General features: G+C 68.4%; 19 protein-coding genes. 16 read left to right on the top strand and 3 right to left on the bottom strand.

All coding sequences use genetic code 11. The features are described 5' to 3' along the window. Positions 1 to 23: 23 nt before the first annotated feature. Positions 24 to 572, bottom strand: coding sequence for a glycoside hydrolase family 25 protein (locus ACFV6H_RS24020; RefSeq protein ID WP_385545465.1), 549 nt, complete (start codon positions 570 to 572; stop codon positions 24 to 26). Between the two features lie 149 nt (positions 573 to 721). Next, positions 722 to 1,579 carry a C40 family peptidase gene (locus tag ACFV6H_RS24015; protein ID WP_385545462.1) on the bottom strand — a complete coding sequence of 286 codons (858 nt, stop codon included), beginning with the start codon at positions 1,577 to 1,579 and terminating at the stop codon, positions 722 to 724. Positions 1,580 to 2,381: 802 nt separating this feature from the next. On the opposite strand from ACFV6H_RS24015, the gene ACFV6H_RS24010 reads away from it, so the two are divergent. Genes ACFV6H_RS24010 through nuoN form a run of 14 tightly spaced genes read left to right on the top strand, consistent with a single transcriptional unit; the run spans position 2,382 to position 18,321 of the window. Continuing rightward, positions 2,382 to 2,741, top strand: a complete 360-nt coding sequence (locus ACFV6H_RS24010; protein WP_093590499.1) for an NADH-quinone oxidoreductase subunit A — start codon at positions 2,382 to 2,384, stop codon at positions 2,739 to 2,741. Positions 2,742 to 2,760: 19 nt separating this feature from the next. Further along, complete coding sequence (locus ACFV6H_RS24005; protein WP_030351362.1) at positions 2,761 to 3,315, top strand: NADH-quinone oxidoreductase subunit B family protein; 555 nt, start codon at positions 2,761 to 2,763, stop codon at positions 3,313 to 3,315. Next, positions 3,312 to 4,034 (top strand): NADH-quinone oxidoreductase subunit C, encoded by a 723-nt coding sequence (locus ACFV6H_RS24000; RefSeq protein ID WP_384986397.1) that lies wholly within the window; start codon positions 3,312 to 3,314, stop codon positions 4,032 to 4,034. Before ACFV6H_RS24005 ends, ACFV6H_RS24000 begins: the two co-directional genes overlap by 4 nt. Further along, positions 4,034 to 5,383 (top strand): NADH-quinone oxidoreductase subunit D, encoded by a 1,350-nt coding sequence (locus tag ACFV6H_RS23995; RefSeq protein WP_384986398.1) that lies wholly within the window; start codon positions 4,034 to 4,036, stop codon positions 5,381 to 5,383. The genes ACFV6H_RS24000 and ACFV6H_RS23995 overlap by 1 nt, the downstream gene beginning before the upstream one ends. 35 nt (positions 5,384 to 5,418) lie before the next feature. Further along, the gene (nuoE, locus tag ACFV6H_RS23990; protein WP_384787002.1) at positions 5,419 to 6,195 is read left to right on the top strand and encodes an NADH-quinone oxidoreductase subunit NuoE; all 777 of its coding nucleotides are present in this window, start codon (positions 5,419 to 5,421) and stop codon (positions 6,193 to 6,195) included. Beyond that, on the top strand, positions 6,195 to 7,550 hold the full coding sequence (gene nuoF, locus ACFV6H_RS23985) for an NADH-quinone oxidoreductase subunit NuoF (RefSeq protein WP_384786827.1): 1,356 nt from the start codon (positions 6,195 to 6,197) through the stop codon (positions 7,548 to 7,550). The genes nuoE and nuoF overlap by 1 nt, the downstream gene beginning before the upstream one ends. Further along, positions 7,547 to 10,042, top strand: coding sequence for an NADH-quinone oxidoreductase subunit G (locus tag ACFV6H_RS23980; RefSeq protein ID WP_385545455.1), 2,496 nt, complete (start codon positions 7,547 to 7,549; stop codon positions 10,040 to 10,042). The genes nuoF and ACFV6H_RS23980 overlap by 4 nt, the downstream gene beginning before the upstream one ends. After that, positions 10,039 to 11,439: an NADH-quinone oxidoreductase subunit NuoH gene (gene nuoH, locus ACFV6H_RS23975; protein ID WP_384986399.1), complete on the top strand. Its 1,401-nt coding sequence runs from the start codon at positions 10,039 to 10,041 to the stop codon at positions 11,437 to 11,439. The genes ACFV6H_RS23980 and nuoH overlap by 4 nt, the downstream gene beginning before the upstream one ends. Then, positions 11,432 to 12,037, top strand: coding sequence for an NADH-quinone oxidoreductase subunit NuoI (gene nuoI, locus ACFV6H_RS23970; RefSeq protein ID WP_385545451.1), 606 nt, complete (start codon positions 11,432 to 11,434; stop codon positions 12,035 to 12,037). Before nuoH ends, nuoI begins: the two co-directional genes overlap by 8 nt. Then, positions 12,034 to 12,882, top strand: coding sequence for an NADH-quinone oxidoreductase subunit J (locus ACFV6H_RS23965; RefSeq protein WP_093591062.1), 849 nt, complete (start codon positions 12,034 to 12,036; stop codon positions 12,880 to 12,882). The genes nuoI and ACFV6H_RS23965 overlap by 4 nt, the downstream gene beginning before the upstream one ends. Next, on the top strand, positions 12,879 to 13,178 hold the full coding sequence (gene nuoK / locus ACFV6H_RS23960) for an NADH-quinone oxidoreductase subunit NuoK (RefSeq protein ID WP_066948562.1): 300 nt from the start codon (positions 12,879 to 12,881) through the stop codon (positions 13,176 to 13,178). Before ACFV6H_RS23965 ends, nuoK begins: the two co-directional genes overlap by 4 nt. A gap of 14 nt (positions 13,179 to 13,192) precedes the next feature. Continuing rightward, positions 13,193 to 15,088: an NADH-quinone oxidoreductase subunit L gene (gene nuoL / locus ACFV6H_RS23955; protein ID WP_384986400.1), complete on the top strand. Its 1,896-nt coding sequence runs from the start codon at positions 13,193 to 13,195 to the stop codon at positions 15,086 to 15,088. A 6-nt stretch (positions 15,089 to 15,094) separates the two neighbouring features. Beyond that, positions 15,095 to 16,672: an NADH-quinone oxidoreductase subunit M gene (locus tag ACFV6H_RS23950; protein ID WP_384786840.1), complete on the top strand. Its 1,578-nt coding sequence runs from the start codon at positions 15,095 to 15,097 to the stop codon at positions 16,670 to 16,672. After that, positions 16,669 to 18,321: an NADH-quinone oxidoreductase subunit NuoN gene (nuoN, locus tag ACFV6H_RS23945; protein ID WP_093591073.1), complete on the top strand. Its 1,653-nt coding sequence runs from the start codon at positions 16,669 to 16,671 to the stop codon at positions 18,319 to 18,321. The genes ACFV6H_RS23950 and nuoN overlap by 4 nt, the downstream gene beginning before the upstream one ends. Before the next feature lie 156 nt (positions 18,322 to 18,477). On the opposite strand, the gene fahA is transcribed toward nuoN, so the two are convergent. Then, positions 18,478 to 19,701 carry a fumarylacetoacetase gene (fahA, locus tag ACFV6H_RS23940; protein WP_385545445.1) on the bottom strand — a complete coding sequence of 408 codons (1,224 nt, stop codon included), beginning with the start codon at positions 19,699 to 19,701 and terminating at the stop codon, positions 18,478 to 18,480. A 409-nt stretch (positions 19,702 to 20,110) separates the two neighbouring features. Between fahA and ACFV6H_RS23935 the strand changes: the two genes are divergently transcribed. Together ACFV6H_RS23935 and ACFV6H_RS23930 are read left to right on the top strand one after the other, a co-directional pair. Continuing rightward, entirely contained in the window at positions 20,111 to 21,121 is a 1,011-nt protein-coding gene (locus tag ACFV6H_RS23935; RefSeq protein ID WP_384986403.1) for a polyprenyl synthetase family protein, read from the top strand. A gap of 337 nt (positions 21,122 to 21,458) precedes the next feature. Continuing rightward, the gene (locus ACFV6H_RS23930; protein WP_385545442.1) at positions 21,459 to 22,724 is read left to right on the top strand and encodes an outer membrane lipoprotein carrier protein LolA; all 1,266 of its coding nucleotides are present in this window, start codon (positions 21,459 to 21,461) and stop codon (positions 22,722 to 22,724) included. The last annotated feature ends 84 nt before the right edge of the window (positions 22,725 to 22,808 follow it).

Here is a 22,808-nt window from a genome sequence, read left to right as displayed (position 1 = left end):
CCGGATTTGCCGGACGGGGCCTCCTAGCCGTCCGCCCACTTCCGCAGCGCCGCCCGGTCGGCGAACGCTCCGAGGTTCGTGTCGACCGGCGTGTCCGTGTACTGGTGGAACCTCCATCGGGCCTTGATCCGGGGCTCTCCGGGCGTCACATAGTCCGCGATCCACAGCGCGTCGCCCGCGTTGCTGGTGGTGTCCCGGTGCAGCCAGTAGTACTGCCCGCAGTAGAGCCCGACGCGGTGTGTCGCACCTCGGAGCCGCTTCACCTCGGCGAGGAACGCGTCCTTCTCGGCGCAGGAGACTCCGTCGTCCTCCCAGTCCGCGAAGAGCGGATCGCCCTCGATGCTCGCGCACTCCTCCACGAAATATCTGGCCTGCGCCTTCATGCTCCCGGGCCGCAGAAAGTGATAGAAGCCCACCACCAGACCGGCCGCCCGCCCGTGCGCGGCCTGCGTGGTCATCTTCGGATTGATGTAGGAGACACCTTCGGTAGCCTTCACAAAGACGAACGAGAGCCCGTTCGTGCTGAAGGTGGAATTCTGGTGCGAGGAGACGTCGATCCCGCGAACGGTCATATGCGGTACCTCCTGGAGGCGGTGCGCTTCGTCCACCTGGGTTCTACCCAGAAGCGATCGGCCGTGCCGTCACTCGATCGGGGGACAGCGAAGGCCCGCATCCCCCCGAGCGGGGTGCGGGCCCTCGGTAACACCTATCAGGCGGGACGTCAGAGGACGCGGACCGCGCCGCTCGGCGGGTCCCAGTCCAGGGACTTCTGGACCACGCCTGAGCTCGGGTTCTGCGCACCGATGAACTCGCCGCCGCCGATGTAGATCGCGGTGTGGTACGCGCTGCCCGCACCGCCCCAGTAGAGGATGTCGCCCGGCTGGAGGTTGCTCAGGGAGACCTGGGTGCCGGCCGTCGACTGGTCCTGCGAGACACGCGGCAGGTCGACGCCGATCTGCCGGTACGCGGCCTGGACCAGACCGGAGCAGTCCCAGGCGTTGGGGCCCGTGGAACCCATCACGTACGCGTCACCGAGCTGGGCCTGCGCGAACGCGATGAGCGCGCCCGCGGAGCCGGAGGCCTTCGTGGTGGCCTTGGGCGTGGTGGCCGTACCGGAGCTGGAGCCCGAGTCGCTGCTCGTGGACGTCGGCGCGAGCGTCGTGCGCTCGGCGGTACGGGACGCGCGCGCCGTCGCCTCGGCCTTGGCGCGGGCGGCGGCCTCGGCCTTCTTCTTCGCCTCCGCCCGCTGGGCCTCCGCCTTGCGCTCCGCCTCGGCCTTGGCCTTCCTGGCGGCCTGCGCGGCCTTGACGGCGGCGGCGTTCTCCTGGGCGCTCAGCTCAAAGTTGAGAGCGGCCCTCTGGGTGGCGTCCGCGGACTGTGCGACGGCGCCTGCGAGCCCGGATGTGAGCGTGGGCATTTCGATGGTCTCGGTCACCGGCTCGGCGGCGTTCGCCGGTCCGGCGGCACCGGCCACCGCGATCGTGCTGAGGACGCCACCGGCGACTCCGGCACGGATGGCGACTTTCGACGCGCCGCGGCGGGGTTTCCGGTGGCTGGGTATGTGAGCGGTGTGGGACATGAGCACATCGCTATCAGGAGTGACCTGGTTCCCGTCAAGCATCGTGTATTGCGCCACAGTTACGTCCGGAATATTTGAATCCGCTTAGTTGTCGCTTTTATTGACGCCGAAACGGGCAAAACGGGCACGGCTGATCATGGCCTTGATCATGGGCTTTTGAAGAAAGGCCCGAATTGCCCACCGCTTACCACCCCTTCACACTCATGGCCAAGCCCGCTTCTCTCGAAGGTTGAGTGAAGTGGTACAGGTCACAGGACGGTCACCGCCGACGGTCGAAACGATCACGGAGTCGGGCCGAGGCGCGGTGGCCGGGATTCGCGAGGGTGAATCGGTGCGTCCATGGCGCGTCCGTGGCGCGTCCGTGGCGTCGTCCCGCTTGCTCGTGAATGCGCGCACGTGTCCACTTCGGTCCTCGCGTCGCCCTCGCCCGGGTGAGCTCAGGCGCCTTATCACTCCCGGTCGTCCCATCGCCAATTTGCCTGTACGGTGCATCTCTTGGTAGGGCAATACGCCTCCGACCAGCGGGAACGAGCTCGGATGTCACATCTGGTGAGGGCCCGGCCGCTTCGCGTATGAAGATCACCGCTCATCCGACTTCATGATCGTTCGTCAGGTGGTGGAGATCACAAAGCTGTTGCCGTACCCCGTGTCGCAGATCACAGACCACCAGGCATAGGATGCGTGGCAGTCGGGCTTGTGAACTGCCTCACATGTACGTGATCTTCGGTGATCGGGGTGAGGCGGCGAGGTGGATGCCCGGTGCGGTCCAACGGTCAAGGACGACTGGAAGGAGCTGAGGAGCGTGAATTCCTACGCGCCGATCCTCGCGCTCGGCGCCATCGGGGCCGGGTTTGCCATCTTCTCCGTGGTCATGGCCACGCTTATCGGCCCAAAGCGGTACAACCGGGCGAAACTTGAGGCGTACGAGTGCGGCATCGAGCCCACACCCACGCCGGCCGGAGGCGGCCGTTTCCCTATCAAGTACTACCTGACGGCGATGCTCTTCATCGTCTTCGACATCGAGATCGTCTTCCTTTACCCCTGGGCCGTCACCTTCGACGCGCTGGGGATTTTCGGGCTCGTGGAGATGCTGCTCTTCGTGCTCACCGTCTTCGTCGCCTACGCCTATGTATGGCGGCGCGGCGGCCTAGAATGGGACTAAAGGGGCCAAGGGGGCACCAATGGGACTCGAAGAGAAGCTGCCGAGCGGTTTTCTGCTCACCACCGTCGAGCAGGCATCGGGCTGGGTGCGGAAGTCGTCCGTCTTCCCCGCCACCTTCGGCCTCGCCTGCTGCGCGATCGAGATGATGACGACCGGCGCCGGTCGCTACGACCTGGCGCGGTTCGGCATGGAGGTCTTCCGCGGCTCGCCGCGGCAGGCCGACTTGATGATCGTGGCCGGACGTGTGAGCCAGAAGATGGCGCCCGTGCTGAGGCAGGTCTATGACCAGATGCCCAATCCCAAGTGGGTGATCTCCATGGGGGTTTGTGCGTCATCGGGCGGTATGTTCAATAATTACGCGATTGTCCAGGGTGTTGATCACATTGTCCCTGTTGACATCTATTTGCCCGGCTGCCCGCCGCGCCCCGAGATGCTGATGGACGCCATCCTCAAGCTTCACCAGAAGATCCAGAGCTCCAAGCTCGGGGTCAACGCGGAGGAAGCGGCCCGTGAGGCGGAGGAAGCGGCTCTCAAGGCGCTCCCGACGATCGAGATGAAGGGGCTGCTGCAGTGAGCGACGAGCAGCAATCCGGAAATAACGTTCCGTCCCCCCGGGACGACACCGGTGAGGTCATCGGCGTACGGAAGGGCATGTTCGGCGCCAACAACGGCGGCGACACCTCCGGTTACGGCGGTCTCGTACGGACCGTGACGCTGCCCGGCGCCTCGGTCCGGCCGTACGGCGGCCCCGGCGGTGTCTTCGACGAGATCGCCGACGAGCTCGAAGGCGCGCTGGAGGAGCAGGGACTCGCTCCCGAGAGCGCCATCGTGAAGACGGTCGTCGACCGCGCCGAGATCACCTTCCATATCGCCCGGGAACACCTTGTACAGGTGGCGCGTACGCTCCGTGACGATCCGGCGCTGCGCTTCGAGCTCTGCACCGGAGTCTCGGGCGTCCACTTCCCGGGCGACGAGGGCCGTGAGCTGCACGCCGTCTATCATCTGCGCTCGCTCACCCACGGCCGGCTGATCCGGCTGGAGGTGTCCGCTCCCGACGCCGATCCGCATGTCCCGTCCCTGGTCGCGGTCTATCCGACCAATGACTGGCACGAGCGCGAGACCTACGACTTCTTCGGCCTGATCTTCGACGGCCATCCCGCGCTGACCCGGATCATGATGCCGGACGACTGGCAGGGCTTCCCGCAGCGCAAGGACTATCCCCTCGGCGGTATCCCCGTCGAGTACAAGGGCGCCCAGATCCCGGCTCCGGACCAGCGGAGGTCGTACTCCTGATGTCTGCTCCTCACGAAACCCCGCACGACGAAACCCCGCACGCCACCGCCCGCGCGACGACCGAGGGCACCGTCTACACCGTCACCGGCGGTGACTGGGACGAGGTCGTCCAGTCCGCCGCCAAGGCGGACGACGAGCGGATCGTCGTCAATATGGGTCCCCAGCACCCGTCCACCCATGGAGTGCTCCGGCTGATCCTGGAGATCGAGGGCGAGACCGTCACCGAGGCCCGCTGCGGCATCGGCTATCTGCACACCGGTATCGAGAAGAACCTCGAATTCCGTAACTGGACGCAGGGCACCACCTTTGTCACGCGCATGGATTATCTGACGTCGTTCTTCAACGAGACGGCGTACTGCCTGGGCGTGGAGAAGCTGCTCGGCATCGAGGACGACATCCCGGACCGCGCCACGCTGCTGCGCGTTCTGCTGATGGAGCTGAACCGGCTCTCCTCGCATCTGGTCTGTATCGCCACCGGCGGTATGGAGCTGGGCGCGACGACGATCATGATCTACGGCTTCCGCGATCGTGAACTGATTCTCGATGCCTATGAGCTGATCACCGGACTGCGGATGAACCACGCGTTCATCCGGCCCGGCGGGCTCGCCCAGGATCTGCCTCCGGGCGCCGTCGACCATCTGCGCGAGCTGATCAGGACGCTGCGGAAGAACCTGCCGGAGTACGACAAGCTCGCCACCGGCAACCCGATCTTCAAGGCCCGGATGCAGGACGTCGGCTATCTCGATCTGGCCGGCTGCATGGCGCTGGGCGCCACCGGACCGATCCTGCGCTCCGCCGGGCTCCCGCACGATCTGCGCAGGTCGGACCCGTACTGCGGATACGAGACCTTTGAGTTCGACGTCCCGACCGCCGACTCCTGCGACGCGTACGGCCGCTTCCTGATCCGGCTGGAGGAGATGCGCCAGTCGCTCCATATCGTCGAGCAGTGCCTGGACCGGCTGGAGCCGGGACCGGTGATGGTCGCCGACAAGAAGATCGCCTGGCCCGCCCAGCTCGCACTGGGCCCCGACGGCCTGGGCAACTCGCTCGACCACATCAAGAACATCATGGGCACGTCCATGGAGGCTCTGATCCATCACTTCAAGCTGGTGACGGAGGGCTTCCGGGTGCCGCCGGGACAGGCGTACGCGGCCGTCGAGTCGCCCAAGGGCGAGCTCGGCGCGCATGTCGTCTCCGACGGAGGCACACGTCCCTACCGGGTCCACTTCCGCGACCCGTCCTTCACCAATCTCCAGGCCATGGCGGCCATGTGCGAGGGCGGCCAGGTCGCCGATGTCATCGTCGCCGTCGCGTCCATCGACCCCGTGATGGGAGGCGTCGACCGGTGACCGCCACACCGCCCAACTCCGAGGTCAGCCTGGGCATGCCCCAGCTCCCCGCGCCCGACTACCCGGCCGAGGTACGGGCCAGGCTCGAAGCGGACGCCAAGGAGATCATCGCCCGCTACCCCGGGACACGCTCCGCGCTGCTCCCTCTGCTGCATCTGGTGCAGTCGGAGGAGGGCTATGTGTCCCGTACGGGCATGGCCTTCTGCGCCGAGCTGCTCGACCTGACCACCGCCGAGGTCACCGCCGTCGCGACCTTCTACTCCATGTACCGGCGCAAGCCGGGCGGCGACTACCAGGTCGGCGTCTGTACGAACACGCTCTGCGCGGTGATGGGCGGCGACGCCATCTTCGACGAGCTGAAGGAGCACCTCGGCGTCGGCAACGACGAGACGACCGAGGACGGCAAGGTCACGCTCGAACACATCGAGTGCAACGCGGCCTGCGACTTCGCTCCCGTGGTGATGGTCAACTGGGAGTTCTTCGACAACCAGACGCCCGACAGCGCCAAGCGTCTCGTTGACGATCTCCGCGACGGCCGTCCCGTCGAGCCCACCCGTGGCGCGCCGCTGTGCACCTACAAGGAGACCGCGCGCATCCTCGCCGGCTTCCCCGACGAGCGCCCGGGCGCCGTCGGAGCCACGGGCGGCGCCGGCCCCGCGTCGCTGGTCGGTCTGCGGCTGGCCAAGGGCGAGGCGCCCAGGCCGAGGGTGGTCCGCCCGCGCGACTCGGAGGCACCGCACGACGCACCGCGGCAGACGTCGGCCTCCGACTCTGCCGGCCCGGCCGGACCTGAAGCTGAGGAGGGGGAGTGATGACCATGACAGCCGAGCTGGACGAGAACGGGACGAGTCCCGAGAAGCTCCTCGCACCCGTTCTGTCCGCCTTCTGGGACCAGCCGGAATCCTGGACCCTGGCCACCTACGAGCGGCACGACGGATACGAGGGCCTCAAGAAGGCCTTCGCGATGGCGCCCGACGATCTCATCGCGTACGTCAAGGAATCCGGGCTGCGCGGACGAGGCGGCGCGGGCTTCCCCACCGGAATGAAGTGGCAGTTCATTCCGCAGGGCGACGGCAAGCCGCACTATCTCGTCGTCAACGCGGACGAGTCGGAACCGGGCACCTGCAAGGACATCCCTCTTCTCTTCGCCAATCCGCACTCCCTCATCGAGGGCATCGTGATCGCCTGCTACGCGATCCGCTCGCAGCACGCCTTCATCTATCTGCGCGGCGAGGTCGTGCCCGTACTGCGCAGGCTGCACGAAGCGGTCCGCGAGGCCTACGCGGCGGGCTATCTCGGCAAGAACATCCTGGGCAGCGGACTCGATCTCGATGTCACCGTGCACGCGGGCGCGGGCGCGTACATCTGTGGCGAGGAGACCGCGCTGCTCGACTCGCTGGAGGGCCGTCGCGGCCAGCCCAGGCTCCGCCCTCCCTTCCCGGCGGTCGCGGGTCTGTACGCGTGCCCCACTGTGGTCAACAACGTCGAGTCCATCGCGTCTGTTCCCGCGATCCTGCACCGCGGCAAGGACTGGTTCAGGTCCATGGGCAGCGAGAAGTCCCCGGGCTTCACGCTCTACTCGCTCAGCGGGCATGTCACCAATCCCGGCCAGTACGAGGGCCCTCTCGGCCTCACGCTGCGCCAGCTCCTCGACATGGGCGGCGGTATCCGCAAGGGCCACCGGCTCAAGTTCTGGACGCCCGGCGGCTCTTCGACGCCGATGTTCACCGACGAGCACCTCGATGTCCCGCTGGACTACGAGGGCGTGGGCGCCGCGGGCTCCATGCTCGGCACCAAGGCGCTCCAGTGCTTCGACGAGACGACCTGTGTCGTACGGGCCGTCACCCGCTGGACCGAGTTCTACGCGCACGAGTCCTGCGGCAAGTGCACGCCGTGCCGCGAAGGCACGTACTGGCTGGTCCAGTTGCTGCGCGACATCGAGGCCGGCAAGGGACAGATGTCCGATCTCGACAAGCTCAACGACATCGCCGACAACATCAACGGCAAGTCGTTCTGCGCGCTCGGCGACGGCGCCGCCGCCCCGATCTTCTCCTCGCTCAAGTACTTCCGCGAGGAGTACGAGCAGCACATCACCGGCAAGGGCTGCCCTCTCGACCCGTCCAGGTCGACCGCCTGGGCCGACAACCACCTGGAGGTGAACGCATGACCGTCACCACGTCGGCCGCCGGCTCCGGGAGCGGTGAGGCCCCGGTCCCGCCCGAGGACCTTGTCTCGCTGACCATCGACGGCATCGAGATCTCCGTCCCCAAGGGGACTCTGGTGATCCGCGCCGCCGAGCTGCTCGGCATCGAGATCCCGCGCTTCTGCGACCATCCGCTGCTCGATCCGGCCGGTGCCTGCCGGCAGTGCATCGTGGAGGTCGAGGGCCAGCGCAAGCCGATGGCGTCCTGCACCATCACCTGCACCGACGGGATGGTCGTCAAGTCGCAGCTCACCTCGCCGGTCGCCGAGAAGGCGCAGCGCGGAGTGATGGAGCTGCTGCTCATCAACCACCCGCTGGACTGCCCGGTCTGCGACAAGGGCGGCGAGTGCCCGCTCCAGAACCAGGCCATGCAGGTCGGCGATCCGGACACCCGCTTCGAGGGCAAGAAGCGCACCTTCGAGAAGCCCGTGCCGATCTCCACCCAGGTGCTGCTCGACCGTGAGCGGTGTGTGCTCTGCGCCCGCTGCACGCGGTTCTCCAACCAGATCGCGGGCGACCCGATGATCGAGCTGCTGGAGCGTGGCGCGCTCCAGCAGGTCGGCACCGGCGAGGGCGATCCGTTCGAGTCGTACTTCTCCGGCAACACCATCCAGATCTGCCCGGTCGGCGCGCTGACCTCGGCGGCGTACCGCTTCCGCTCCCGACCGTTCGACCTGGTGTCCTCGCCGAGCGTCTGCGAGCACTGCGCGGGCGGCTGCGCGACCCGTACCGACCACCGGCGCGGCAAGGTCATGCGGCGGCTGGCGGCGAACGATCCCGAGGTCAACGAGGAGTGGATCTGCGACAAGGGACGGTTCGGCTTCCGCTACGCGCAGAAGCCCGACCGGCTCACCACTCCGCTCGTACGGAACGAGGACGGCGTCCTCGAACCGGCGAGCTGGCCCGAGGCGCTGGCGGCAGCCGCCCGCGGTCTGGGCGCCGCGCGCGGCCGGGCCGGTGTGCTGGCCGGCGGCCGGCTCACCGTCGAGGACTCCTACGCGTACGCCAAGTTCGCCCGGGTCGTCCTCGACACCAATGACATCGACTTCCGCGCGCGCGTGCACAGCACCGAGGAGGCCGACTTCCTCGCCGCGCATGTCGCGGGACGCGGCCGGGACCTGGACGGTACGGGCCTGACCTACTCCACGCTGGAGAAGGCGCCGACGGTCCTGCTCGTGGGCTTCGAGTCCGAGGAGGAGGCGCCCGGCGTCTTCCTGCGGCTGCGCAAGGCACAGCGTCAGCACGGCCAGCGCACCTTCTCGCTCGCCACCCACGCCACGCGCGGTCTGGAGAAGGCCGGAGGCACCCTGCTGCCGGCCGCGCCCGGCACCGAGACCGAGTGGCTGGACGCGCTCACCTCCGCCACGGGACTGGACGGGGACGGAGCACGCGCCGCCGAGGCGCTGCGCGCTCCGGGCGCGGTGATCATCGTCGGCGAGCGGCTGGCGGCCGTTCCCGGCGGGCTCACCGCCGCGGCGCGGGCCGCCACCGCGACCGGCGCCCGGCTGGTGTGGATCCCGAGGCGGGCCGGCGAGCGCGGCGCGGTCGAGGCGGGCGCGCTGCCGACGCTGCTGCCCGGCGGCCGTCCCGCCGTCGACCCGCGGGCCCGTGAGGAGACCGCGGCGGTCTGGGGCGTACGCGAACTGCCGCACCGCCACGGCCGCGACACCGGCCGGATCATCGAGGCCGCCGCCACCGGCGAGCTGGGCGCCCTGCTCGTCGCGGGCGTCGAGGTCGCGGATCTGCCCGATCCGGCCGGCGCGCTGGCCGCGCTGGACTCGGTCGGCTTCCTGGTCTCGCTGGAGCTGCGGCCCAGCGAGGTCACCGAGCGGGCGGACGTGGTCTTCCCGGTCGCCGCCGTCGCGGAGAAGCCGGGCACCTTCCTCAACTGGGAGGGCAGGGCGCGGACGTTCGAGGCCTCGCTCAAGCCCGAGCAGATGACACGGCGCCTCGCACCGAGCGACGCGCGCGTGCTGCACATGCTCGCCGACGCGATGGACGCGCATCTCGCGCTGCCGGACCTGAAGGCCGTACGCGCGGAACTCGACCGGCTCGGCGGCTGGGACGGAGAGCGCGCCGACGAACCGCTGGAGTCGTCCCGTCCGGTGCCGCGTCCCGGCGACGGCGAGGCGGTCCTCGCGGGCCACCGGCTCCTGCTCGACCAGGGCAGGCTCCAGGAGGGCGACGAGGCGCTGGCGGGTACTCGCCATGCCGCGGTCGCCCGGCTCTCCGCCACGACGGCCGCCGAGACGGGCGTCAAGGACGGCGACGAACTGGCCGTCACCGGGCCCGCGGGCACGGTCACTCTGCCGCTGCTGGTGACGGAGATGCCCGACCGGGTCGTGTGGCTGCCGCTGAACTCCACGGGCGGCGGTGTTCTCGCGGACACCGGCACACGCCCCGGCACGCTGGTCCGTATCGGCCCGGCCAACCCGGCACCGGAGGTGCGCGCATGACCGCCCTCGCCCACTTCGCGACGGCTCCGCAGACGGTTCTCGCCGCCGAGGACCTGTCGATGTTCGGCCGCGATCCATGGTGGCTGGTGGCCGTCAAGGCCGTCTTCTGCTTCGCGTTCCTGATGGTGACCGTGCTCTTCTCCATCGTGTGGGAGCGCAAGGTCGTCGCCTGGATGCAGCTGCGGATCGGGCCCAACCGGCACGGTCCCTGGGGCATGCTCCAGTCGCTCGCCGACGGCATCAAGCTGATGCTCAAGGAAGACGTGATCGTCAAGCGCGCGGACAAGGTCGTCTATGTCCTCGCGCCGATCATCGCCGCGGTGCCGGCCTTCATGGCGATCGCCGTGATCCCGTTCGGCCCGGCCGGCAACGAGGTCTCGATCTTCGGCCAGCGCACCACGATGCAGCTCACCGACCTGCCGATCGCGATGCTCTACATCCTCGCCGTCGCCTCGGTCGGGATCTACGGCATCGTCCTCGCGGGCTGGTCGTCGGGCTCGACGTATCCGCTGCTCGGCGGTCTGCGCTCCTGCGCGCAGATGATCTCGTACGAGATCGCCATGGGCGCCGCGTTCGCCTCGGTCTTCCTCTACTCGGGCTCGATGTCGACCTCGGCGATCGTCGAGGCGCAGGCCGACCGCTGGTACATCATCCTGCTGCCGGTCTCCTTCATCATCTACATCGTCACGATGGTGGGCGAGACTAACCGCGCGCCCTTCGACATGCCGGAGTCCGAGGGCGACCTCGTCGGCGGCTTCAACACCGAGTACTCGTCCATCAAGTTCGCGATGTTCATGCTCGCCGAGTACGTCAACATGGTCACCGTCTCGGCCGTCGCGACGACGCTCTTCCTCGGCGGCTGGCGCGCACCGTGGCCGATCTCCACCTTCTGGGAGGGCGCGAACCACGGCTGGTGGCCGATGCTCTGGTTCGTCGTCAAGGTGCAGCTGCTGCTCTTCTTCTTCATCTGGCTGCGCGGCACACTGCCCCGCGTCCGCTACGACCAGCTCATGAAGCTCGGCTGGAAGGTCCTGATCCCGGTCTCGGTGGTCTGGCTGATGCTCGTCGCGACCGTACGCGCGCTGCGCAACGAGAACTACGACTTCCAGTCGATCCTGCTGTACGTCGGCGGAGCGGTCATCGCGCTGCTGCTGCTCTCCTTCGTCGTGGACATCTTCCGCGACAAGCAGGAGCGGGCCGCGGCGGCGAGCGAGCCCGAGCCGCCGGCCTTCGATCCGATGGCGGGCGGATTCCCCGTACCACCACTGCCAGGACAGACGCTGCCGCCCGTACCGCGCAGGCGGCCGAGGCGGGAGCGGGAGCTGATTGTCAGTGGTGGGGTCAATACTGTGAGTGACGGAACCGAGAGTGACGGAAAGGAGGCTGACGGTGTCTGATTCTTCGCACGGGGACATCCCCCGTCCTCCCCGGAATCCGGTGGCCGGCTTCGGCGTGACCTTCAAGGCCATGTTCAAGAAGCGGCTGACCGAGCAGTATCCGGAACAGCAGAAGGTGACGGCTCCGCGCTTCCACGGCCGGCACCAGCTGAACCGGCATCCGGACGGCCTGGAGAAGTGCATCGGCTGTGAGCTGTGCGCCTGGGCCTGCCCGGCGGACGCGATCTATGTGGAAGGCGCGGACAACACCGAGGAGGAGCGCTACTCCCCGGGCGAGCGGTACGGCCGCGTCTACCAGATCAACTACGCGCGCTGCATCCTCTGTGGTCTGTGCATCGAGGCGTGCCCGACGCGGGCGCTCACGATGACCAATGACTTCGAGCTGGCCGACAGCTCCCGCGAGAATCTGATCTATACGAAGGAGCAGCTCCTCGCGGGGCTCCAGGAGGGCATGGTCGAGACACCGCACTCGATCTTCCCCGGCACGGATGAGCAGGACTACTACCGCGGTCTGGTCACCGAGGCCGCGCCCGGCACGGTCCGGCAGGTCGCGGTGAGCAAGGGCGAGACTCCGTCCGGCGAGGGGGGCGGCGCATGAGCACGCTCGCCGCCTCCGTCAGCTCGCTGACGTCCGTCACCGCCGCGGCCTCCACCACCTCGACCGGGGAGGCCGTGCAGTTCTGGATCCTCGGCACCGTCGCGGTGATCGGCGCGCTCTGTACGATCCTGATGAAGAAGGCCGTGCACAGCGCGCTGAGTCTCGCCGCCACGATGATCGTCCTGGCGGTCTTCTATCTGGCCAACGGCGCGTATTTCCTGGGCGTCGTCCAGATCATCGTCTACACCGGCGCGATCATGATGCTGTTCCTCTTCGTGGTCATGCTGGTCGGTGTCACCGCCGCCGACTCCCTCAAGGAGACACTCAAGGGCCAGCGTTGGCTGGCCGCTCTCTGCGGAGTCGGCTTCGGTGCGCTGCTGATCGCGGGCATCGGCAACGCCTCGCTGAACTCCTTCACGGGACTCGGCCAGGCCAACGCCGGCGGCAATGTCGAAGGACTGGCCGCGCTGCTCTTCACCAAGTACGTCTTCGCCTTCGAGATCACCGGCGCGCTGCTGATCACCGCGTCCGTCGGCGCGATGCTGCTGACGCACCGGGAGCGCACCGAACGGGCCAAGACACAGCGGGAGATGGCCGAGGAGCGGGTGCGCAAGGGCACACAGCTTCCGCCGCTGCCGGCGCCCGGTGTCTACGCCCGGCACAACGCGGTGGACATCGCCGGTCTGCTGCCGGACGGCACAGCCTCCGAGCTGACGGTCAACAAGACGCTGAAGGCCCGCGGCCAGATCCGCGATGTGTCGAACGAGGCGATCGCGGACCTGAAGGCGCTGGAGCGGCGCTCCGCGGAGCGGCTCGGCCGCGACGAGGAGGAGGTCAACTCATGAACCCGGTGTACTACCTCTATCTCGCCTCCCTCCTGTTCACGATCGGCGCCGCCGGTGTACTTATCCGGCGGAACGCGATCGTGGTCTTCATGTGTGTCGAGCTGATGCTCAACGCCTGCAATCTCGCCTTCGTGACCTTCTCCCGGATGCACGGCAATCTCGACGGCCAGATCATCGCCTTCTTCACCATGGTCGTCGCCGCCGCGGAGGTCGTGGTCGGACTGGCGATCATCGTGTCCGTGTTCCGTTCCCGCCACTCGGCCTCGGTCGACGACGCCAGTCTGATGAAGCTCTGAGGGGTCGCTGAATCGTGGAGAACTTGATCGCGCTGCTCATCGCGGCGCCTCTACTGGGAGCTGCGGTCCTCCTCTGCGGGGGCCGCCGGCTCGACCGTGTGGGCCACTGGCTCGGCACACTGTTGGCCGCGGCGTCGTTCGTGATCGGCGTGGTGCTGTTCAGCGACATGCTCGGCAGGAGCGGTGACGGACGCACGCTGCACCAGCATCTCTTCAGCTGGATTCCCGTCGAGAGCTTCCAGGCGGATGTCGCCTTCCAGCTCGACCAGTTGTCGATGACCTTCGTCCTGCTGATCACCGGTGTGGGCACGCTGATCCACATCTACTCGATCGGATACATGGAGCACGACGAGCGGCGGCGCCGCTTCTTCGGCTATCTGAATCTGTTCCTGGCGGCGATGCTCCTGCTGGTCCTCGCCGACAACTACCTCCTGCTGTACTTCGGCTGGGAGGGCGTCGGTCTCGCCTCGTACCTGCTCATCGGGTTCTGGCAGCACAAGCCCAGCGCGGCCACCGCCGCCAAGAAGGCCTTCCTGGTCAACCGCGTCGGTGACATGGGTCTGTCGATCGCGGTCATGCTGATGTTCACCACCTTCGGGACCTTCGCCTTCGGCCCGGTCCTCGGCTCCACCGGGGACGCCACCGAGGGGAAGATGACGGCGATCGGGCTGATGCTGCTGCTCGCCGCGTGCGGCAAGTCGGCCCAGGTGCCGCTCCAGTCCTGGCTCGGTGACGCCATGGAGGGCCCGACTCCGGTCTCGGCCCTGATCCACGCGGCCACGATGGTGACCGCGGGCGTGTATTTGATCGTCCGGTCCGGCGCCATCTTCAACGCCGCTCCGGACGCCCAGTTGGTGGTCGTGGTGGTCGGCGCGGTCACGCTCCTCTTCGGTGCGATCGTCGGTTGCGCGAAGGACGACATCAAGAAGGCCCTCGCGGGCTCGACGATGTCGCAGATCGGCTACATGATCCTGGCGGCGGGCCTCGGCCCGATCGGCTATGTCTTCGCGATCATGCACCTGGTGACGCACGGCTTCTTCAAGGCCGGGCTCTTCCTCGGGGCCGGTTCGGTCATGCACGGCATGAACGACGAGGTCGACATGCGGAAGTACGGCGGTCTGCGCAAGCACATGCCGGTCACCTTCGTGACCTTCGGGCTCGGCTATCTGGCGATCATCGGCTTCCCCGGTCTCTCCGGTTTCTTCTCCAAGGACCTGATCATCGAGGCGGCCTTCGCCAAGGGCGGTACACAGGGCTGGATCCTCGGCTCCGTCACTCTGCTCGGCGCGGCGATCACCGCGTTCTACATGACCAGGGTGATGCTGCTGACCTTCTTCGGCGAGAAGCGCTGGCAGCCGGACGAGCACGGGCACGAGCCGCATCCGCACGAGTCGCCGAGGTCCATGACCATCCCGATGATCATCCTGGCCTTCGGCTCGGTCTTCGCGGGCGGCTTCTTCGCCATCGGCGACCGGTTCGTGCACTGGCTGGAGCCGGTCACCGGATACCACCACGGAGAAGCGCCGATCAGCGCGGCCACCGTCACCGGCGCCACCATGGTCGTCCTGGTGATCGGTGCGGCGCTGGCCTGGCTGATGTACGGACGCCGGCCGGTCCCGGTGACCGCGCCGCGCGGCTCGCTGCTCACCAGGGCCGCCCGCCGCGATCTGCTCCAGGACGACTTCAACCATGTGGTCCTGGTCCGCGGCGGCGAGCACCTCACCCGCTCCCTGGTCTATGTCGACCACACCCTGGTCGACGGAGTGGTCAACGGCACCGCGGCGTCGTTCGGCGGGCTCTCCGGCCGGCTGCGCAAGCTGCAGAACGGCTACGCCCGCACCTATGCGGTCTCGATGTTCGGAGGTACGGCAGTGCTCATCGCCGCGACCCTGCTGATGAGGGCGGTGTAACCGGAAATGTCGTTCCCTCTTCTGACGGCCACGGCGGTACTGCCCGCGGTCGGCGCGATCGCCACGGCGGCCGTCCCGGCCGCCCGGCGCACCGCCGCCAAGTGGCTGGCGCTGGTCTTCTCGCTCGCCACCATGGTGCTGGCCGCCCTGGTCGTGGTCCGCTTCGAGCCGGGCGGCGCCCGGTATCAGCTCACCGAGTCGCACGCCTGGATCTCCGACTTCGGAGTGCGCTACGAACTGGGCGTGGACGGTATCGGTGTGGCGCTCCTCGCGCTGACCGCGCTGCTGATCCCGTTTGTGATCCTGGCCGGCTGGCATGACGCCGATCCGCTGGAGGACGCCCGGCCGAACCGCCGCTGGCGGCCGACCCAGGGCTTCTTCGCGCTGATCCTGATGGTCGAGGCGATGGTGATCCTCTCCTTCGAGGCCACCGATGTCTTCCTCTTCTACATCCTCTTCGAAGCCATGCTCATCCCGATGTACTTCCTCATCGGCGGCTTCGGGGATCGCGCCCATGCGGGCGGGGACGAGGCGGCGGCGACGCAGCGCTCATACGCGGCGGTCAAGTTCCTCCTCTACAACCTGGTCGGCGGCCTGATCATGCTGGCCGCGGTCATCGGGCTCTATGTCGTCGCCGGGACCTTCTCGCTCTCCGAGATCGCCGAGGCACGGGCCAACGGCTCGCTGTCGATCGCGACCAGCACCGAGCGCTGGCTCTTCCTCGGCTTCTTCTTCGCGTTCGCGGTGAAGGCGCCGCTGTGGCCGCTGCACACCTGGCTGCCCAACGCCATGGGCGAATCCACCGCGCCCGTCGCCGTACTGATCACCGCGGTGGTCGACAAGGTCGGCACCTTCGCGATGCTGCGCTTCTGCCTCCAGCTCTTCCCGGAGGCGTCCAAGTGGGCCACTCCGGTGATCCTGGTGCTGGCGCTGATCAGCATCGTCTACGGAGCACTGCTCGCGGTCGGCCAGCGCGACATAAAGCGGCTGATCGCGTACGCGTCGATCTCGCACTTCGGCTTCATCATCATGGGCATCTTCGCGATGACCAGCCAGGGCCAGTCGGGCGCCACGCTCTACATGGTCAACCACGGGATCTCGACGGCCGCGCTGATGCTGGTGGCCGGCTTCCTGATCACCCGGCGCGGCTCGCGGCTCATCGCGGACTACGGCGGTGTGCAGAAGGTCGCACCGGTGCTCGCGGGTACCTTCCTGATCGGCGGTCTGGCCACGCTCTCGCTGCCGGGGCTCTCGCCGTTCGTCAGTGAGTTCCTGGTCCTGGTCGGCACCTTCAGCAGATATCCGGTGGTCGGCATCATCGCCACCATCGGCATCGTGCTCGCCGCGCTCTATGTCCTCGTGCTCTACCAGCGCACGATGACCGGACCGGTGAAGGCCGAGGTCAGGAGCATGCCCGATCTGAGGGTTCGGGAGCTGGTGGTCGTCGCGCCGCTGATCGCGCTGCTCCTCTTCCTGGGCGTCTATCCCAAGCCGCTCACCGAGATCGTCAATCCGGCGGTGGAGCACACGTTGTCCGACGTACAGCAGACCGATCCCAAGCCCGAGGTGGAGGCCGCCCCGTGAGTGCGACAGCCGTCCACAGCCTGTGGACAACGACGGCGGCCGACGGGATCGACAAGATCCCGGCCCCGAACATCGAATACGCGCAGTTGGCACCGACCTTGATCGTGGCGGGCGCCGCCGTCCTCGGGATCCTGATCGAGGCGTTCCTTCCGCGCAAGGCGCGCTATCACGCGCAGCTCTTCCTCTCCGTCGTCGCCCTGGCCGCCGCCTTCGCGTCGGTGGTCGCCCTGGCGGCCGGCGGATATGGCACCTCGAAGAAGCACATCGCGGCGATGGGCGCCATCGCCATCGACGGCCCGACGCTCTTCCTCCAGGGCACGATCCTGCTGGCCTCGGTCGTCGCCGTGTTCACCTTCGCCGAGCGTCGGCTCGATCCGGAGTCCCACGGCAACCGGATCGACTCCTTCGCCGCGCAGGCCGCGGCCGTGCCCGGCAGCGAGAGCGAGAAGGCCGCGGTCAGGGCCGGGTTCACCACCACCGAGGTGTTCCCGCTGGCCCTGTTCGCCGTCGCGGGCATGCTGGTCTTCCCGGCGGCCAACGATCTGCTGACGCTCTTCATCGCGCTGGAAGTCTTCTCGCTGCCGCTCTATCTCCTCTGCGCCCTCGCCCGCCGCAAGCGGCTGATGTCGCAGGAGGCCGCGGTCAAGTACTTCCTGCTGGGCGCCTTCTCCTCGGCGTTCCTGCTCTTCGGGATCGCGCTGCTCTACGGGTACGCGGGCTCCGTGTCGTACGCGCGGATCGCGGAGGTCGTCGACGGCACCGTGCAGAACGTCAGCCCGGCGCTCGCGGACACCATGGGCAATGACGCGCTGCTGCTCATCGGCGGCGCGCTGATCCTGATGGGACTGCTCTTCAAGGTCGGCGCGGTGCCGTTCCACATGTGGACGCCGGATGTCTACCAGGGCGCGCCCACGCCCGTCACCGGCTTCATGGCCGCGGCGACCAAGGTGGCGGCCTTCGGCGCGCTGCTTCGGCTGCTGTATGTCGTGCTGCCGGGGCTGCGCTGGGACTGGCGGCCGGTCATGTGGGCCGTCGTCATCGTCACCATGCTGGGCGGCGCGATCGTCGCGATCACCCAGACCGATATAAAGCGGCTGCTGGCGTACTCCTCGATCGCGCACGCGGGCTTCATCCTGGCCGGTGTGATCGCCGCGACGCCCGAGGGCATCTCGTCCGTCCTCTTCTATCTGGGGGCGTACTCCTTCGTCACGATCGGCGCGTTCGCGGTCGTCACGCTCGTACGGGACGCGGGCGGCGAGGCGACGCATCTGTCCAAGTGGGCCGGGCTCGGGCGGCGTTCACCGCTGGTGGCGGCGGTCTTCGCGGTCTTTCTGCTCGCCTTCGCCGGTATCCCGCTGACCTCGGGCTTCTCCGGGAAGTTCGCGGTGTTCAAGGCGGCGGCCGACGGAGGCGCGGGCGCGCTGGTGGTGGTCGGTGTGATCGCCTCGGCGATCGCGGCGTTCTTCTACATCCGGGTGATCGTGCTGATGTTCTTCAGCGAGCCGAGGCCCGAGGGCCCGACGGTCGCGGTGCCCTCGGCGCTGACGACGATGGCGATCGGTATCGGTGTGGTGGTCACACTGGTGCTGGGCGTGGCGCCGCAGTACTTCCTGGATCTGGCGAGCCAGGCCGGAGGCTTTGTGCGCTAGGGACGCCGGAGCGCGGGGCGCGCATCCCGCGTGGCCCGCGCGTCCCGGTCTCTCTCCGGCATACCCGTAGACCCGGCGTACCCGTAGACGTATATACGACAGGGCCCGGCATCTCATCGAGGTGCCGGGCCCCGTGCGTCGGGCATCGTCCGTGGCTCATCCGGAGACGATCCGGCCCGTCACCTCGCCGAGTCCGACGCGGGTGCCGTCGGGGCCCGGAGCCCAGGCCGTCAGGGTGACCTCGTCGCCGTCCTCCAGGAACGTCCGCTTGCCGTCGGGCAGTTCGAGCGGCTCGGTGCCGTTCCAGGTGAGTTCGAGGAGGGAGCCGCGCTCCTCGCGGGCCGGGCCGCTGACCGTACCGGACGCGAAGAGGTCGCCCGTACGGAGCGAGGCGCCGTTGACCGTCAGATGGGCCAACTGCTGGGCCGCCGTCCAGTACATCGCCGAGAACGGCGGCTCGGAGATCACCTGGCCGTTGAGGGACACCGTGATCCGCAGATCGAAGCCGCCCGGCTCCTCGTCGTCCGCGTCGTCCAGATACGGGAGCAGCGCGTCCGTACGGGCCGGAGGCGCCACCCGGGCCGCGTCCAGGGCCTCCAGCGGCGTCACCCAGGCCGAGACGGAGGTGGCGAAGGACTTCCCGAGGAACGGGCCGAGCGGTACGTACTCCCACGCCTGGATGTCACGCGCCGACCAGTCGTTGAGGAGGGAGAGCCCGAAGACATGGTCGCGGAAGGAGACCGACTCCACCGCCGTGCCCTGCGCCGAGGGCGTACCGACGACAAAGCCGACCTCCGCCTCGATGTCGAGCTTGCCGGAGGGCCCGAAGACGGGTGCCGGATCGGAGGGCGCCTTGCGCTGGCCCGACGGGCGCACCACATCCGTACCGGAGACGACGATCGTGCCGGCCCGGCCGTGGTAACCGATCGGAAGGTGCTTCCAGTTGGGCGTCAGCGCGGCGCCGTCGGGCCGGAAGATCCGGCCCACATTGGTGGCGTGATGTTCGCTCGCGTAGAAGTCGACATAGTCCGCGACCTCGTACGGCAGATGCAGGGTGACGGCGGTGAGCGGGTGGAGCAGAGGCTCTATGTCCGCCCGGTGCGCAGGGACGGTGACCCATGCGGTCAGGGCCCGCCGTACATCACGCCAGGCCGTGCGCCCGGCGGCCATCAGCGGGTTGAGGCTCGGCCGGTCGAGCAGCGCCGCGTACGGGGAGCCCAGGGCGTTCGCCGCGGCTCCCGCGTCGAGCACCTGATCGCCGATACGGACGCCCAGCCGACGGCGGTCGGGCTCGTCGGCCGTGGAGAAGACTCCGTACGGCAGGTTGTGCGGGCCGAAGGGATCGCCCTCGGCCGGTACGAGCGGGCTCTGCTCGGGCATGGGTGCTGCCTCGCTTTCCGGATCGATGCAGGACACGTTACGTCGACGTTGCCCCGCCACGGCAGTGGCGAAAAGCCCGCTTCGACCGAAAAGTGCAGGGTGCGCCCGACGGCCCGGCGGCCGTACCGGCGGTAGCCCCGAACCGGCAGCCGGTCCACGGTCCGCGGGGCCTGTCGTGCGCATCGGTGCGGGTGCGTGTCGCCAGATGGCGGCTGCTCCGTGTTCGCCCGTGTGTCGGTCACCGTTCCGGATAAAACGACCGCTCCCGGTCGTATGACTGATCCCGAACATACCGGCGGTGCCGGGAAGGCGCCCATGGTGATCGAAAGGCGACCGGATACGCTGACTTGAGTGATGACAGCGACACATCGACAATCCGTGTGATCGTCAGCAGACAGGAGTACTTCTCGTGACCGTCGTCGGGCCGTTCGGGCTGAGCGTGCGGGACCAGGCTCTTGAGGCCGATGTCCAGACCGGACTGGCGGCTGTCGAGGCGGGGCTGCTCGAAGCCACCAAGAGCGAGGTGCCCTTCATCACGGAGGCGGCTCAGCATCTGGTCCGGGCCGGCGGCAAACGGTTCAGGCCGCTGCTGGTGATGCTCGCGGCCCAGTTCGGTGATCCGTACGCGCCCGGGGTCGTGCCCGCGGCCGTGGTTGTCGAGCTGACGCATCTCGCGACGCTCTACCACGACGATGTGATGGACGTGGCGGAGGTCCGCCGCGGTGTGGACAGCGCCAACGCCCGCTGGGGCAATTCGGTCGCCGTCCTCACGGGTGACTTTCTCTTCGCGCGCGCCTCGCACATCCTGGCGGATCTGGGCCCCGAGGCCGTCCGTGTCCAGGCGGAGGCGTTCGAACGGCTGGTGACGGGCCAGATCCTGGAGACGGCGGGACCGCGCGACGGACGCGATCCGGTCGACCACTATCTCGATGTCATCGGCGGCAAGACGGGCTCCCTGATCGCCGTCTCCGGCCGGTTCGGCGCGATGATGTCCGGCGTGGACGAGACCGTCGTCGACATCCTGACGCAGTACGGCGAGCGGCTCGGCGTCGCCTTCCAGCTCGCCGACGACGTCCTCGACATCGCCAGCGACTCGCACGAGTCGGGCAAGACACCCGGCACGGATCTGCGCGAGGGCATTCCGACGCTGCCGGTGCTGCTGCTGCGCGCGCAGGCCGAGGCACACGGACTCCCGGACGATCTGGCGCTGGTCGAGCTGCTGGACGGCGATCTGGCGGACGACGCGCGGCACGCGGAGGCACTGCGCCGGCTGCGTGTCCATCCGGCGCTGGAGCAGGCGCGGCGCGACACCGTGCGGTACGCGGAGGAGGCGCGCGCCACGCTGACGCCGCTGCCGGAGTGCTACGCGAAGTCGGCGCTGGTGGAGCTCTGCGACGCGGTGGTCCACCGCGCGGGCTGACGGCTTCCGCCGCGCGGGCTGAGGGCTTCCGCCGCCGGTCCCCCGCGCGCCGGCCGGCCTTCCTCGCGGCTGTCCCTCGGATGGGCTGACGGCCCGTCATCACTCATGTGGTGGCGGTGACCGCCGTGTCAGGGCGTCCCCTACTGGGCAGGGGAGGCATCTCGTCCGAATGTCATCCCAGAGCAGTACGGGAAGTTGCACCCGGGGTCTGACGCTTACGCCGGGCCGATTTGGTCAGATGGACAACACCACTCCTGACCAATTCGGGTGAGAATGGCGGCGCGGGGTGGACACGTGCAGAGGACGGAAGGCCGCCGACCACGGAGGTAGGGCACACATGGCACCGAACGACAGCGCACAGACCACCGAGGAGGGCAGGGAGCCGCGCGCGGGCCGTCGTATGGCGACGCGTTACGCGGTCCCTGTCGCGGTGGCGGGAGTGGCTGCGGCGACCATCGGGCTCGTCCCGGCACTGGCCGCGACCGGAGATCCCGAACTGCCGAAGATCAGCGCGCAGGAGCTCATCGAGAAGATCGCCGCGTCGGACACCGAGCAGTTCTCGGGCTCGGTGAAGATCACCACGGATCTGGGGCTTCCCTCGCTGGGCGGCCTCGGAGGCGCGGCGGGCAGTGCGCTCGTCCCCAAGGGCGGCGCGGGCGCGAGCGGTTCCACCGCGGACCCCAACGCCAAGCTGATGGAGCTGACCACCGGCACGCACACGCTGCGGGTCGCGACGGACGGACCCGACAAGCAGAAGGTCTCGATCCAGGACGACGCCGCCGAGTACAGCCTGATCCACAACGGCGACGAGGTCTGGGCGTACGACAGCGCCTCCAACGAGGCGTACCACGCGGCCTCGCCGAAGGACGGCGAGCACGGCCAGAAGGGTGCGAAGGGCGCGAAGGGCGAGCACCAGCGCGAGGAGGGCGCCGGGGCCGAGGGCGCGCCGGCCACGCCTCAGGACTTTGCCAAGGAGGCGCTGAAGGCCTCGGCCGACACCACCTCGGTGACGGTCGACGGCACGGCCCGGATCGCCGGGCGTGACGCCTACCAGCTCCTCGTCAAGCCCAAGCAGTCCGGTTCGACGGTCGGCTCGATCAAGATCGCGGTCGACGCGGAGACCGGCACTCCGCTCAAGTTCACGCTTACGCCGAGCAGCGGTGGCAAGGCCGTGATCGACATCGGCTTCACCAAGGTCGACTTCGCCAAGCCCGCCGCCTCGACCTTCGACTTCACGCCTCCCAAGGGCACGAAGGTGACACAGGCCGAGGACGACAAGGCGCAGGCGCCGGAGGTCCCGAAGGCGGACGCGGGTGCCTTCGCGGAGTCCGGTGGCCAGAAGGTCATCGGCAAGGGCTGGAACGCCGTCTACGAGCTGACGACTCCGGAGGGCACGGATGTGCCGTCGGCGACGTCGGGCGACCTGCCTGCCGAGGCGCAGTCGTTCCTCGACGCGCTGGGCGACAAGGCCACGGGCGCGTTCGGCTCGGGCACCGTCTACAAGACCCGTCTCGTCAATGCTCTGTTGACGGACGACGGAAAGGTCTATGTCGGCGCCGTGACGAAGGACGTGCTGGTCAAGGCCGCCAACCAGGCCAAGTGACCCGCTAGCCGACCGCCCCGTCGCACGTCATGTGCGGCGGGGCGGAACGCTGACCGGGGCCGGTCCGTTCTCGAAAGGGTGCCC

Origin of the sequence: Streptomyces sp. NPDC059743 (genome assembly GCF_042732975.1) — a bacterium.
In the GTDB taxonomy this organism is placed as follows: Bacteria; Actinomycetota; Actinomycetes; order Streptomycetales; family Streptomycetaceae; genus Streptomyces.
The sequence above is the reverse complement of the archived record's forward strand: the minus strand, read 5'-3'. Positions and strand labels throughout refer to the sequence as shown.

What these genes read in the sequence shown, in the direction of transcription:
- ACFV6H_RS24020 (WP_385545465.1), bottom strand. Translation starts at nt 572, where the DNA reads ATGACCGTTCGCGGGATCGACGTCTCCTCGCACCAGAATTCCACCTTC.
- ACFV6H_RS24015 (WP_385545462.1), bottom strand. Translation starts at nt 1,579, where the DNA reads ATGTCCCACACCGCTCACATACCCAGCCACCGGAAACCCCGCCGCGGC.
- ACFV6H_RS24005 (WP_030351362.1), top strand. Translation starts at nt 2,761, where the DNA reads ATGGGACTCGAAGAGAAGCTGCCGAGCGGTTTTCTGCTCACCACCGTC.
- ACFV6H_RS23995 (WP_384986398.1), top strand. Translation starts at nt 4,034, where the DNA reads ATGTCTGCTCCTCACGAAACCCCGCACGACGAAACCCCGCACGCCACC.
- nuoE (WP_384787002.1), top strand. Translation starts at nt 5,419, where the DNA reads ATGCCCCAGCTCCCCGCGCCCGACTACCCGGCCGAGGTACGGGCCAGG.
- nuoF (WP_384786827.1), top strand. Translation starts at nt 6,195, where the DNA reads ATGACCATGACAGCCGAGCTGGACGAGAACGGGACGAGTCCCGAGAAG.
- ACFV6H_RS23980 (WP_385545455.1), top strand. Translation starts at nt 7,547, where the DNA reads ATGACCGTCACCACGTCGGCCGCCGGCTCCGGGAGCGGTGAGGCCCCG.
- nuoH (WP_384986399.1), top strand. Translation starts at nt 10,039, where the DNA reads ATGACCGCCCTCGCCCACTTCGCGACGGCTCCGCAGACGGTTCTCGCC.
- ACFV6H_RS23965 (WP_093591062.1), top strand. Translation starts at nt 12,034, where the DNA reads ATGAGCACGCTCGCCGCCTCCGTCAGCTCGCTGACGTCCGTCACCGCC.
- nuoK (WP_066948562.1), top strand. Translation starts at nt 12,879, where the DNA reads ATGAACCCGGTGTACTACCTCTATCTCGCCTCCCTCCTGTTCACGATC.
- ACFV6H_RS23950 (WP_384786840.1), top strand. Translation starts at nt 15,095, where the DNA reads ATGTCGTTCCCTCTTCTGACGGCCACGGCGGTACTGCCCGCGGTCGGC.
- fahA (WP_385545445.1), bottom strand. Translation starts at nt 19,701, where the DNA reads ATGCCCGAGCAGAGCCCGCTCGTACCGGCCGAGGGCGATCCCTTCGGC.
- ACFV6H_RS23930 (WP_385545442.1), top strand. Translation starts at nt 21,459, where the DNA reads ATGGCACCGAACGACAGCGCACAGACCACCGAGGAGGGCAGGGAGCCG.